This window comes from Aeromonas sp. NJAU223 (assembly GCF_051125555.1).
Lineage (GTDB): Bacteria > Pseudomonadota > Gammaproteobacteria > Enterobacterales > Aeromonadaceae > Aeromonas > Aeromonas veronii_G.
This window is the reverse complement of sequence record NZ_CP144204.1, coordinates 3,373,120-3,385,323: the sequence shown is the minus strand read 5'-3', so window position 1 is coordinate 3,385,323 and position 12,204 is coordinate 3,373,120. Positions and strand designations below refer to the sequence as shown.

The following is a 12,204-nucleotide window of genomic DNA, read 5'->3' as shown; positions in this document are numbered from 1 at the left end:
TTTGGCAAGCGACTTGGGAAGAAGGGAAAGAAATGAAGGAAAGAGCGAATGCTCTTTCCTGTTACTTGCGCGGTAATTGGATCTTGGGTTCGGTGGCCTGACGGTAGATGGTCAGCACGTGGCCCATGCTCTGTACCTTGGTGGCGCCGGTCTCACGGACGATGGCGTCCATCACCAGCTGTTTCATCTCACGATCTTCAGACGCAACCTTAACCTTGATCAGTTCGTGGTGGGCCAGGGCCAGATCGATCTCGGCCAGCACCCCTTCGGTCAGACCGTGTTGTCCCAGCAGGACGACCGGCTTCAGGCTGTGGGCGAGGCCCTTGAGGTACTGTCTCTGTTTATTGTTGAGAATCATGGCAATTTCTTCATAAGTCAGGGTTGAAAGGGGCGTATTCTACCCCCACTTAGCCCTTAATACTAATAGCCCTTGTGGTTTTTTAAAGTCGACAATCATGACCCAGAAAAAGCATTCCCCGAGTTCAACCCGCTGGTTAAAAGAGCATTTTGACGATCAATACGTCAAAAAAGCCCAGAAATTGGGACTGCGTTCCCGCGCCGTGTTCAAGATTGACGAGATCCAGGGCAAGGACAGGCTGCTCAAGTCGGGTATGACGGTGGTGGATCTCGGGGCGGCCCCCGGTGGCTGGTCCCAGTTCGCCATCGATCAGGTGGGTGACAACGGACGAGTGATCGCTTGTGACATTCTGCCGATGGATTCCATCGCCGGTGTCGATTTCCTGCAAGGGGACTTTCGGGAGGAAACTGTACTCGGCGCCTTGCTGGAACGTGTAGGCCCGAACAAGGTGGATGTGGTGATGTCCGATATGGCTCCCAACATGAGTGGCACCCAGCAGGTCGACCAGGCCCGTTCCATGTATCTGGTCGAACTGGCGCTGGACATGTGCAACCAGGTGCTGCGCACCAACGGCAGTTTCGTGGTCAAGGTGTTCCAGGGAGAGGGATTTGATGCCTATCTCAATGAAATCCGTAAACTTTTTACTGCCGTCAAGATTCGAAAACCCGACTCGTCCCGTGCCCGTTCACGAGAAGTCTACATTGTGGCTACCGGTTTTAAACTGTAGTACCCTAACCCTCATCGTTAACTGTCAGTCTGCGAGGTCATTGATTTGAGTGACATGGCGAAAAACCTAATCCTGTGGCTGGTCATCGCCGTCGTGTTGATGTCGGTGTTCAATAGCTTCAGCCCCAGCGATACCAACAGTCGCCAGCTGGACTATTCCAGCTTCGTTAAAGAAGTGACCCAAGAGCAGATCCGTGAAGTGCGGATGGATGGCAAGGTCATTAATGGCGTCAAGCGCACCGGTGAACGTTTCACGACCATCATCCCGGCGCCGGATCCCCAATTGCTCAACGATATGCTCAACCACAACGTCAAAGTCGTGGGTGAGAAGCCGGAAGAGCCGTCTCTGATCACGTCCATTCTCATCTCCTGGTTCCCGATGCTGTTGCTGATCGGTGTCTGGGTCTTCTTCATGCGTCAGATGCAGGGTGGCGGTGGCAAGGGTGCCATGTCGTTCGGCAAGAGCAAGGCTCGCCTGATGAGCGAAGATCAGATCAAGACCACCTTCGTCGACGTCGCCGGTTGTGACGAAGCCAAGGAAGAGGTGAAGGAGCTGGTCGACTATCTTCGTGATCCGACCAAATTCCAGAAGCTGGGTGGCAAGATCCCCACCGGCGTGCTGCTGGTCGGCCCGCCCGGTACCGGTAAGACCCTGCTGGCCAAGGCCATAGCGGGTGAAGCCAAGGTGCCTTTCTTCACCATCTCCGGCTCCGATTTCGTCGAGATGTTCGTGGGTGTGGGTGCTTCCCGGGTGCGCGACATGTTCGAGCAGGCCAAGAAATCCTCTCCCTGCATCATCTTCATCGATGAGATCGATGCGGTCGGTCGCCAGCGTGGCGCCGGTCTCGGCGGTGGTCACGATGAGCGTGAGCAGACCCTGAACCAGATGCTGGTCGAGATGGATGGCTTCGAAGGCAACGAAGGCGTCATCGTTATCGCCGCGACCAACCGTCCCGATGTACTGGACCCTGCACTGCTGCGTCCGGGCCGTTTCGACCGTCAGGTCGTGGTCGGTCTGCCGGATGTCCGTGGTCGTGAGCAGATCCTGAAGGTGCATATGCGCAAGGTTCCCTTGGCGGATGACGTCAATGCGGCCCTGATCGCTCGCGGTACCCCGGGCTTCTCTGGCGCTGATCTGGCCAACCTGGTCAACGAAGCCGCCCTGTTCTCTGCCCGTGAGAGCCGTCGTGTCGTCTCCATGAGCGAGTTCGAGAAGGCCAAGGACAAGATCATGATGGGGGCGGAACGTCGCTCCATGGTGATGAAGGAGTCCGAGAAGGAGATGACGGCTTACCACGAGGCGGGTCACGCCATCATTGGTCGCGTCGTCCCGGATCACGATCCCGTCTACAAGGTCTCCATCATCCCGCGTGGTCGTGCGCTGGGTGTGACCATGTACCTGCCCGAGCAGGATCGCTGGAGCCACTCCAAGCAGCATCTGGAGTCCATGATCTCCAGCCTGTACGGCGGCCGTCTGGCGGAAGAGTTGATCTACGGTGCCGAGAAGGTATCGACCGGCGCGTCCAACGACATCGAACGTGCCACCGACATCGCTCGCAAGATGGTCACCCAGTGGGGCATGTCCGAGCGTCTGGGGCCCATGCTCTATGCGGAAGAGGACGGTGAAGTCTTCCTCGGTCGCAGCATGGCCAAGGCCAAGCACATGTCCGACGACACCGCTCGCATCATCGATGCGGAGGTCAAGCAGGTCATCGATCGCAACTACGACCGTGCCAAGCAGATCCTGCTGGACAACATGGACGTACTGCACACCATGAAAGATGCGCTGATGAAGTACGAGACCATCGATGCCAAGCAGATCGACGATCTGATGGCCCGTCGCGAGGTCCGTGCTCCCAGCAACTGGCACGATGAACACGGTGATACCCCGCAAGGTGGCGCCAGCGTGAGCAGCGAGCCGGAAGCGAAAGCTCAGGCCGATGACAGCAGCGCTCCGCTGACTGACATCGACAAGGCGAACGACGTGCCAGCCAAATAAGTCGTGATCATCCAAACCCCGGGCTTGCCCGGGGTTTTTCTTTATACGGACATGCGTGATTTTCTCAGCAGATGGAAGTGAAGATGCAATTGAGCAGCAAAGGGTGCAGTCTTTCCCTCGAGCGTCCCCATGTGATGGGGATCCTCAACGTGACACCGGATTCCTTCTCCGATGGTGGTCGTTTCAATCAGGTGGAGCTGGCCCTGAGCCGTGTGCGCCAGATGATGGCGGAGGGGGCGACCATCATCGATATCGGCGGTGAATCGACTCGCCCAGGCGCACCCGATGTGACTGACCAGGAGGAGCTGGACCGGGTGATCCCCGTGGTCGAGCGGATAGTGCAAGAGCTGGAGGTGATGATCTCCCTTGATACCTCCAAGGCCGTGGTGATGAGAGAGGGCTGCGCCGCAGGGGCACACCTCATCAATGACGTACGAGCCTTGCTGGAGCCGGGAGCCCTGGTTGCGGCAGCGGAGGCTGATGTGCCCGTCTGTCTCATGCATATGCAGGGGCAGCCGCGCACCATGCAGGCCGAACCTCACTATGATGATCTGCTGGGGGAGGTGAGGGCTTTTTTTGACGAGCGCATCGCCGCCTGTCTGTCGGCGGGGATCAGACGCGAGCATCTGCTGCTGGACCCTGGTTACGGTTTTGGCAAGACGCTGGCCCACAACTATCAACTGCTGGCGGATCAGCACAAGTTGCTCGATTACAATCTGCCGCTCTTGGTGGGTATGTCGCGAAAGTCTATGATAGGCAATCTGCTCGGCTGCCCGGTCGATGAACGGCTGGCGGGCAGTTTGGCCTGTGCCCTTATCGGGTTGCAACAGGGTGCCAGGATCATCCGGGTACACGACGTACGCGCCACCATGGACGCGCTGCGCGTGGGCTGGATGACCATGACGGGACAAGATTTCGTATCCAAATAAGAAAAAGAGAACAGACAATGACCAGAAAGTACTTCGGCACCGATGGCGTGCGCGGCAAGGTGGGTGAATACCCCATTACCCCGGATTTCGTGATGAAGCTGGGTTGGGCTGCCGGCAAGGTGCTCTCCAAGAAGGGCACCAAGAAGGTGCTGATCGGTAAGGACACCCGCATCTCCGGTTACATGCTGGAATCGGCGCTGGAGGCTGGACTCTCCGCCGCCGGTCTCAAGGCGATCTTGATGGGGCCCATGCCCACTCCGGCGGTAGCCTATCTGACTCGTACCTTCCGTGCCGAGGCCGGTATCGTCATCAGCGCCTCCCATAATCCCTATTACGACAACGGCATCAAGTTCTTCTCCGCCGACGGCACCAAGCTGCCCGATGACGTCGAGCTTGCCATCGAGGCCGAGCTGGATCACGAACTCAAGTGCGTGGAGTCGGCCGAGCTCGGCAAGGCCCAGCGCATCGACGATGCCGCCGGTCGCTACATCGAGTTCTGCAAGAGCACCTTCCCCAGCCACCTGAGCCTGGAAGGGTTGAAGATGGTGGTGGATTGCGGCCATGGTGCCACCTATCACATCGCTCCCTCCGTGTTTCGTGAGCTGGGGGCCGAGGTGATCGCCATCGGTTGCAGCCCGGATGGTCTGAATATCAATAACGGTGTCGGCTCCACCGCTCCCGAGGCGTTGGCTGCCAAGGTGCTGGAATGCAAGGCCGATCTCGGCGTCGCCTTCGACGGTGACGGTGACCGCCTGGTGATGGTGGACAACACCGGCTACATCATCGACGGGGACGAGATCCTCTACATCATCGCTCGCGATGCCCTGCGCAACGGCCGCCTCAAGGGCGGCGTAGTTGGTACCCTGATGGCCAACATGGGGTTGGAGCTGGCACTGCAAACCCTCGGCATCCCCTTCGCCCGTGCCAAGGTGGGCGACCGCTACGTGCTGGAGATGATGAACGAGAAGGGCTGGCGGATTGGCGGCGAAAACTCCGGTCACATCATCTGCCTGGATCAGACCACCACCGGCGACGGTATCGTCGCGGCACTGCAGGTACTCACTGCGATCTGCACCGCCGAAATGCCGCTGGCCAAGTTGCGCTCCGGCATGAGCAAGTTCCCGCAGGTGCTGGTCAATGTACGTTTTGCCGAAGGCAAGGATCCGCTGACGGCCGACGCCGTGCAGCAGGAAGTGGCCAAGGTGGAACAGGAACTGGCTGGTCGTGGTCGTGTCTTGCTGCGTAAATCCGGCACCGAGCCCCTGATCCGGGTGATGGTGGAAGGTGAGCACGAGCAGCAGGTTCTGGATATGGCGAATCGCATCGCCAAACAGGTCGAATCGGCGTTTTAATGAGCATTAAGGGCGGCTTTTTAGTCGCCCTGTTCGTATCTTGTTCAAACGATTCGAAAATTTGAAAATAGCACTTGTCAGCTGAGCATCCTCTGGATATTATCAGCCCCGCTTTCGCAAGGGAGTTGCCGATGGGACATCGCAAGCCGTTTGTAGCAGCCAATTGGAAGTTGCACGGTAGTAGGTCGCAGTTAGAGCAGTTTACGAGTCAGTGCCTTCAAGGCATGGATGAAGAAGTAGACGTGGTCTTGTGTCCATCCCATGTGCATCTCGACTTCACAGCTGCACTGCTCAATGAGCAGAAGGTAATGAGGTTGGGGGCTCAGAATGTGAGTCAGCACCAGTGGGGCGCTTATACGGGTGAAGTCTCGTGTGAGATGTTGATTGAGGCAGGATGTCGCTACGCATTGGTAGGGCATTCCGAGCGCAGGCGTCTCTTTGGTGAGACCAGTTTTATCGTCGCGGAGAAGTTTGCGGCAGCCAGAGCAGCAGGCTTGATCCCCATCCTCTGTTTGGGGGAGTCGGGTGCGGCGAGGCAGGCGAGAAGAACCTTCGAGGTGATCGCCGAAGAGCTGGATATCGTCATAGAGAAAAATGGCGCGATGGCTTTCGATAATGCTATCATCGCCTACGAGCCGATTTGGGCTGTAGGTACAGGTAAATGCGCCACACCCGAGCAGGCACAAGAGGTTCATTCCTTTATACGCGGTCGCTTGGCGGAGGATACTCCGGTAATAGGTGAGAAAGTCAGAATCATCTATGGTGGGAGCGTGACACCGGCCAATGCACGAGATTTGTTTGCCCAGACTGATATAGACGGTGGTCTGATCGGCGGAGCGAGTCTCGATGACAAGGCGTTTTTAGGAATCGTTGAAGCGGCAAAGGGTGCAAGTTAAATGTACGAAATTCTTTTAGTCGTTTATCTGCTGGTATCGCTGGCCCTGATTGGCCTGGTGATGATTCAGCAAGGTAAAGGGGCTGATATGGGCGCCTCCTTCGGCGCAGGGGCATCGAATACAGTATTCGGCTCCGGTGGTTCAGGCAGTTTCCTGACCCGCACAACTGCAATTTTGGCGACTCTGTTCTTTTTGATTAGCCTGGTGCTCGGATCCATGTCCAGCAACAAGGTAAAACAGGGTAGCGAGTGGGAAAATCTGCAACAGACTCAACAAGTTGAGCAGACCAAAGCGCCAGTGAAGAAAGATACTGACGTTCCTGAATAAAGAGTTTTTGCCGTGGTGGTGGAATTGGTAGACACGCTATCTTGAGGGGGTAGTGCTCTAGGGTGTGCGGGTTCGAGTCCCGCCCACGGCACCAATTAAGCAGTGAACCCGGGTAACCGGGGTGTTATAGCCAGTCAGTCTTGTGTGACGAGAATGAAGTGGCTATAATCTCGCACGATTTCGGACGCGGGGTGGAGCAGCATGGTAGCTCGTCGGGCTCATAACCCGAAGGTCGTCGGTTCAAATCCGGCCCCCGCAACCAAATTTCACGCATTTCCTACGCTCAGGAAGGCGGTCGCTGCGAGGCGACAATCAGGGTAACGCGCCAAGCCCCGATTTGACATCGGGGCTTTTTGTTATGTGCAATTTACTCTGAATCGATCTCTATCTGGGCTATATGCCCTTTTTTTGTTTTTCGGAGGGTGACTTTGGCTACGTTGGAACAACGTTTGACCGATCTGCTCGAGGCTCCTGTCGTTGCCTTGGGTTTCGAATTGTGGGGTGTCGAGTTTATCCGTGCGGGTAAACACTCGACCCTGCGCGTTTTCATCGACAGCGAACAAGGCGTGACGGTTGAAAACTGTGCCGAGGTGAGCCACCAGGTAGGTGCCATCATGGACGTTGAAGATCCCATCACCGAGGAGTACTACCTTGAGGTTTCTTCTCCCGGTCTGGATCGCCCGCTGTTCAAGGTCACCCAGTTCGAAAAATACGTTGGCCAAGAGGCGGCGGTTTCGCTTCGGATGGCAACAAACAACCGCCGCAAGTTCAAAGGCGTAATCAAAGCTGTGCAGGGGGACATGATCACCCTGACGGTAGATGGTAAGGACGAGGTGTTGGCTTTCACCAATATCCAAAAAGCGAACATAGTGCCGAACTTTGGTTAACGAGGCTATCGGATATGAATAAAGAGATTTTGCTGGTCGTTGACGCTGTGTCCAACGAGAAAGCGGTTCCCCGTGAGAAGATTTTCCAGGCTCTGGAGACGGCGCTGGCGACTGCGACCAAGAAAAAGTACGAAGGCGAGATTGAAGTTCGCGTCGAGATCGATCGCAAGACCGGTGACTACGACACCTATCGCCGTTGGGTCGTCATCGCCGATCAGGCCGCGATGGAGAACCCCTACGCCGAGATCACCCTGGAAGCCGCTCAGATTGAGCAGCCGGAAATCCAGATCGGCGAGTACGTAGAAGACCAGATTGACTCTGTCACCTTCGACCGTATCACCACCCAGACCGCCAAGCAGGTCATCGTGCAGAAAGTGCGCGAAGCCGAGCGCTCCCAAGTCGTTGACCAGTTCAAGGACAAGGAAGGCACCATCATCAGCGGTGTGGTCAAGAAGAGCAACCGTGACAACGTGATCCTGGACTTGGGCAGCAATGCCGAGGCGGTGATCTTCCGTGACGACATGCTGCCGCGCGAGACTTTCCGTCCGGGCGACCGCATCCGTGGTCTGCTCTATGCCGTCCGCCCGGAGGCCCGTGGCTCCCAGCTGTTCGTCAGCCGTTCCAGCCCGGACTTCCTCAAAGAGCTGTTCCGCATCGAAGTGCCGGAGATCGGTGAAGAGATGATCGAAATCATGGGCGCCGCCCGTGACCCGGGTTCCCGCGCCAAGATCGCGGTCAAGACCAACGATCGTCGCATCGACCCGATCGGCGCCTGCATCGGCATGCGCGGTGCCCGCGTGCAAGCCGTCTCTGCCGAGCTGAGCGGTGAGCGTGCCGACATCGTGCTGTACGATGACAACCCCGCTCAATACGTGATCAATGCCATGGCGCCTGCCGATGTGGCCTCCATCATCGTCGATGAAGACAACCACACCATGGACATCGCCGTGGAAGCCGCGAACCTGGCCCAGGCCATCGGTCGCAACGGTCAGAACGTGCGTCTGGCCTCCCAGCTGACCGGTTGGGAGCTGAACGTCATGACCGTCGAGGACATGCGTGCCAAGCACCAGGCCGAGAACGATCGCATCCTGACCCTGTTCACCAGCGCTCTCGACATCGACGACGATTTCGCCAGCCTGCTGATGGAAGAAGGTTTCTCCACTCTGGAAGAGATCGCCTTCGTCCCGGTCAACGAGCTGCTGGCCATCGACGGTCTGGATGAAGACATGGTCGAAGAGCTGCGCAAGCGTGCCAAGGATGTGTTGACCACCAAGGCCCTGGCCAAAGAAGAGTCCTTCGAAGGCGTCGAGCCGTCCGAAGACCTGCTCAATCTGGCCGGCCTGAGCCGTGATCTGGCCTATGCCCTGGCGGCTCGCGGTGTGGGTACCCTGGAAGATTTGGCAGAGCAAGGTATTGATGACCTTGCCGACATTGAAGAGCTGACCGCCGAGAAGGCAGGTGAGTTGATTATGGCTGCTCGCAATATCTGTTGGTTCGGAGAAGAGCAGTCTAGTTAAGATCAAACGGAGGAAAATGAATGGCAGAAGTATCAGTCAAACAACTTGCCAGTGACATCGACACGCCGGTTGATCGTCTTCTCCAGCAGTTCGCCGATGCCGGTATCGTTAAGAGCAAGGCCGACGACATGATCAGCGAGTCTGAGAAACAGACTCTGCTGGCTCATCTGAAGAAACAGCATGGAGGTGACGAGATCACCGCGCCTGCCCGCATGACCTTGCAGCGCAAGACCAAGAGCACCCTGAGTGTTCAGGGGACTGGCGGCAAGAACAAAGAAGTGCAGGTAGAAGTACGCAAGACTCGCACCTATGTAAAACGCTCGGCGCTGGAAGATGAACAGCGTCAGGCGGAAGCCGAGGAAAAAGCGCGTTTGGAAGCAGAAGAAAAAGCTCGCCACGAGGCCGAAGAGAAGGCTCGTCGCGAGGCTGAGGAGAAGGCTCGCCGTGAGGCTGAGCAGGCTCGTCGTGAAGCTGAGGAAAAGGCGCGGATCGAGGCACAACAGAAGGCCGGACGGGCTCAACAGCCCGTCAAAGCAGCCGTTAGCACAGCTCAGCAAGAGGCAGAAAAGATGGCCAAGCGCGAAGCAGAAGAACTGAAGCGCCAGCAAGAACAGGCAGCCTTGACCAAGGCTGAAGAACTCGCCGCCAAGAAAGCCGAAGAGGCTCGCATCATGGCGGAACAGAATGCCGGCCGTTGGGCCGAGGAAGAAGCCGCTCGTGCCAAAGAGAGCAGCGACTACCATCTGACCACCAACAAGCACGCGCAAGCGGCTGAGGATGAGTTGGATCGCAAAGAAGAGACCAGCCGTCGTACCGCCGCCGCCGCCAAGGGACCGAAGAAAGTCGGTCGCCGTGACGACGATCGTAACGATCGCAACTCCCGTGACCCGCGCGCTCGCAAGGGCAAGCGTGGCAAGGTTGCCATGCCCAACGCCATGAAGCACGGCTTCAACAAGCCGGCTGCCGTGGTGAACCGCGACGTGGTGATCGGTGAAACCATCACTGTGGCCGAGCTGGCCAACAAGATGGCCGTCAAGGGCGTCGAAGTCATCAAGGTGATGATGAAGATGGGTGCCATGGCCACCATCAACCAGGTCATCGACCAGGAAACCGCTCAGCTGGTTGCCGAGGAGATGGGCCACAAGGTGGTGCTGCGCCGTGAGAACGAGCTGGAAGAGGCGGTACTGTCCGATCGTGACGAGACCTCCGAAGCCAAGCCGCGCGCGCCGGTCGTGACCATCATGGGTCACGTTGACCACGGCAAGACCTCGCTGCTGGATTACATCCGCAAAGCCAAGGTCGCCGCAGGGGAAGCCGGTGGCATTACCCAGCATATCGGTGCTTATCACGTCGAAACCGAAAGCGGCATGATCACCTTCCTGGATACTCCGGGTCACGCAGCCTTTACCTCCATGCGTGCTCGTGGTGCCCAGGCGACCGATATCGTGGTACTGGTCGTGGCAGCCGATGACGGCGTCATGCCGCAGACCATCGAAGCCATCCAGCACGCCAAGGCGGCCGGTGTGCCCCTGGTGGTCGCGGTCAACAAGATCGACAAGCCGGAAGCAGATCCGGATCGCGTCAAGACCGAGCTGGCCCGTTACAACGTCATGTCTGAAGACTGGGGTGGCGATTGCCAGTTCGTCCATGTCTCCGCCAAGTCTGGCGAGGGCATCGATGAGCTGCTGGAAGCCATCCTGATCCAGGCCGAAGTTCTGGAGCTGAAAGCGGTGTTCGATGGCATGGCCAACGGCGTCGTTATCGAGTCCTTCCTGGACAAGGGTCGTGGTCCGGTTGCCACCGTACTGGTACAAGAAGGTACCCTGCGCCAGGGCGACATCGTCTTGTGCGGTCTGGAATACGGTCGTGTCCGCGCCATGCGTGACGAACTGGGTCGCGAGATCAAGGAAGCGGGTCCGTCCCTGCCGGTGGAAATCCTCGGCCTGTCCGGCGTTCCCTCTGCCGGTGACGAAGCCACCGTCGTGCGTGACGAGAAGAAAGCCCGTGAAGTGGCGCTCTATCGTCAGGGCAAGTTCCGCGAAGTCAAGCTGGCTCGCCAGCAGAAGGCCAAGCTGGAGAACATGTTCGCCAACATGACCGAGGGCGAAGTGTCCGAAGTGAACGTGGTGATCAAGGCCGACGTGCAGGGTTCCGTGGAAGCGATCTGCGATGCGCTGGTCAAGCTCTCCACCGACGAGGTCAAGGTCAAGATCGTGGGCTCCGGCGTGGGTGGTATCACCGAAACCGACGCGACCCTGGCTGCCGCTTCCAGCGCCATCCTGGTGGGCTTCAACGTTCGTGCCGACGCCTCCGCGCGCAAGGTCATCGATGCCGAGAGCCTGGATCTGCGTTACTACTCCGTCATCTATGACCTGATCGACGAAGTGAAGCAGGCCATGAGCGGCATGCTGGCCCCTGAGTATCGTCAGGAGATCATCGGTCTGGCTGAAGTGCGTAGCGTCTTTAAGTCACCGAAGTTCGGCGCCGTTGCCGGCTGTATGGTCACCGAGGGTGTGGTCAAGCGTTCCAACCGTATTCGCGTTCTGCGTGACAACGTGGTTATCTATGAAGGCGAGCTGGAATCCCTGCGTCGCTTCAAGGATGACGTCAACGAGGTCCGCAACGGTTACGAGTGTGGTATCGCGGTCAAGAACTACAACGACGTACGCGAAGGCGACCAGATCGAAGTTTACGAGACCGTTGAAATCCAGCGGACTCTGTAAGCCGAGCGTGAATCAAAATAGGGGGCCACGGCCCCCTTTTATCGCAGGATAGAATATGGCCAGAGAATTCAGCCGGACCCGTCGGGTCGGGCAGCAGATCCAGCGTGAAATCGCGCTGATCCTGCAGCGCGAGGTGAAAGACCCGCGTATCGGCATGGTGACCGTTTCCGATGTGGAAGTGTCCAAGGACCTGAACTATGCCAAGATTTACGTCACCTTCCTGCAGCTGGAGAATGACGCCGAGCGCATCGCGGAAGGGCTCAAGGGCCTGACCGAAGCCGCCGGCTACATCCGCAGCCTGCTGGGCAGCGCCATGCGTCTGCGGGTGGTGCCGGAGCTGCGTTTCTACTACGACCAGACCCTGGTCGAGGGGATGCGCCTCTCCAACCTGGTGACCAACACTGTGCGTGAAGACAAGCGTCGCATGACCGAAGCCGGCCGTGACGAAGACGAAGCCGCACCGGATGATACTACTGAGGACAAAGCCTGA

At 57.9% G+C, this 12,204-nt stretch carries 11 protein-coding genes and 2 tRNA genes; 12 read left to right on the top strand and 1 reads right to left on the bottom strand.

Features of this window, described 5'->3' with window-relative positions:
- Window positions 1-61: 61 nt before the first annotated feature.
- On the bottom strand, window positions 62-358 hold the full coding sequence (gene yhbY / locus VZC39_RS15365) for a ribosome assembly RNA-binding protein YhbY (protein WP_349919174.1): 297 nt from the start codon (window positions 356-358) through the stop codon (window positions 62-64).
- A gap of 97 nt (window positions 359-455) precedes the next feature.
- On the opposite strand from yhbY, the gene rlmE reads away from it, so the two are divergent.
- The 12 genes from rlmE (at window position 456) to rbfA (ending at window position 12,204) form a co-directional block, all read left to right on the top strand.
- Window positions 456-1,085, top strand: coding sequence for a 23S rRNA (uridine(2552)-2'-O)-methyltransferase RlmE (gene rlmE, locus VZC39_RS15360; RefSeq protein WP_349919173.1), 630 nt, complete (start codon window positions 456-458; stop codon window positions 1,083-1,085).
- A gap of 45 nt (window positions 1,086-1,130) precedes the next feature.
- The gene (ftsH, locus tag VZC39_RS15355) at window positions 1,131-3,083 is read left to right on the top strand and encodes an ATP-dependent zinc metalloprotease FtsH (RefSeq protein ID WP_349919172.1); all 1,953 of its coding nucleotides are present in this window, start codon (window positions 1,131-1,133) and stop codon (window positions 3,081-3,083) included.
- Between the two features lie 83 nt (window positions 3,084-3,166).
- Window positions 3,167-4,012 carry a dihydropteroate synthase gene (gene folP, locus VZC39_RS15350; RefSeq protein WP_349919170.1) on the top strand — a complete coding sequence of 282 codons (846 nt, stop codon included), beginning with the start codon at window positions 3,167-3,169 and terminating at the stop codon, window positions 4,010-4,012.
- A 17-nt stretch (window positions 4,013-4,029) separates the two neighbouring features.
- Window positions 4,030-5,364: a phosphoglucosamine mutase gene (gene glmM / locus VZC39_RS15345; protein ID WP_349919169.1), complete on the top strand. Its 1,335-nt coding sequence runs from the start codon at window positions 4,030-4,032 to the stop codon at window positions 5,362-5,364.
- A gap of 131 nt (window positions 5,365-5,495) precedes the next feature.
- A complete protein-coding gene (gene tpiA, locus VZC39_RS15340; protein ID WP_349919168.1) occupies window positions 5,496-6,260 on the top strand; it encodes a triose-phosphate isomerase in 765 nt (254 codons plus the stop codon).
- On the top strand, window positions 6,261-6,587 hold the full coding sequence (secG, locus tag VZC39_RS15335; RefSeq protein WP_025326063.1) for a preprotein translocase subunit SecG: 327 nt from the start codon (window positions 6,261-6,263) through the stop codon (window positions 6,585-6,587).
- Window positions 6,588-6,596: 9 nt separating this feature from the next.
- Window positions 6,597-6,681, top strand: a tRNA-Leu gene (locus VZC39_RS15330).
- Between the two features lie 91 nt (window positions 6,682-6,772).
- Window positions 6,773-6,849, top strand: a tRNA-Met gene (locus VZC39_RS15325).
- A gap of 166 nt (window positions 6,850-7,015) precedes the next feature.
- Window positions 7,016-7,474 (top strand): ribosome maturation factor RimP, encoded by a 459-nt coding sequence (gene rimP, locus VZC39_RS15320; protein ID WP_349919167.1) that lies wholly within the window; start codon window positions 7,016-7,018, stop codon window positions 7,472-7,474.
- A gap of 14 nt (window positions 7,475-7,488) precedes the next feature.
- A complete protein-coding gene (gene nusA / locus VZC39_RS15315) occupies window positions 7,489-8,991 on the top strand; it encodes a transcription termination factor NusA (RefSeq protein ID WP_349919165.1) in 1,503 nt (500 codons plus the stop codon).
- Between the two features lie 20 nt (window positions 8,992-9,011).
- Window positions 9,012-11,714 (top strand): translation initiation factor IF-2, encoded by a 2,703-nt coding sequence (infB, locus tag VZC39_RS15310; RefSeq protein ID WP_349919164.1) that lies wholly within the window; start codon window positions 9,012-9,014, stop codon window positions 11,712-11,714.
- A gap of 55 nt (window positions 11,715-11,769) precedes the next feature.
- A complete protein-coding gene (rbfA, locus tag VZC39_RS15305) occupies window positions 11,770-12,204 on the top strand; it encodes a 30S ribosome-binding factor RbfA (RefSeq protein ID WP_100861222.1) in 435 nt (144 codons plus the stop codon).

Excerpts from the sequence above, each read along its gene's own strand:
- glmM (WP_349919169.1), top strand. The coding sequence starts at position 4,030 with ATGACCAGAAAGTACTTCGGCACCGATGGCGTGCGCGGCAAGGTGGGT.
- folP (WP_349919170.1), top strand. The coding sequence starts at position 3,167 with ATGCAATTGAGCAGCAAAGGGTGCAGTCTTTCCCTCGAGCGTCCCCAT.
- infB (WP_349919164.1), top strand. The coding sequence starts at position 9,012 with ATGGCAGAAGTATCAGTCAAACAACTTGCCAGTGACATCGACACGCCG.
- secG (WP_025326063.1), top strand. The coding sequence starts at position 6,261 with ATGTACGAAATTCTTTTAGTCGTTTATCTGCTGGTATCGCTGGCCCTG.
- tpiA (WP_349919168.1), top strand. The coding sequence starts at position 5,496 with ATGGGACATCGCAAGCCGTTTGTAGCAGCCAATTGGAAGTTGCACGGT.
- nusA (WP_349919165.1), top strand. The coding sequence starts at position 7,489 with ATGAATAAAGAGATTTTGCTGGTCGTTGACGCTGTGTCCAACGAGAAA.
- rbfA (WP_100861222.1), top strand. The coding sequence starts at position 11,770 with ATGGCCAGAGAATTCAGCCGGACCCGTCGGGTCGGGCAGCAGATCCAG.
- yhbY (WP_349919174.1), bottom strand. The coding sequence starts at position 358 with ATGATTCTCAACAATAAACAGAGACAGTACCTCAAGGGCCTCGCCCAC.
- rlmE (WP_349919173.1), top strand. The coding sequence starts at position 456 with ATGACCCAGAAAAAGCATTCCCCGAGTTCAACCCGCTGGTTAAAAGAG.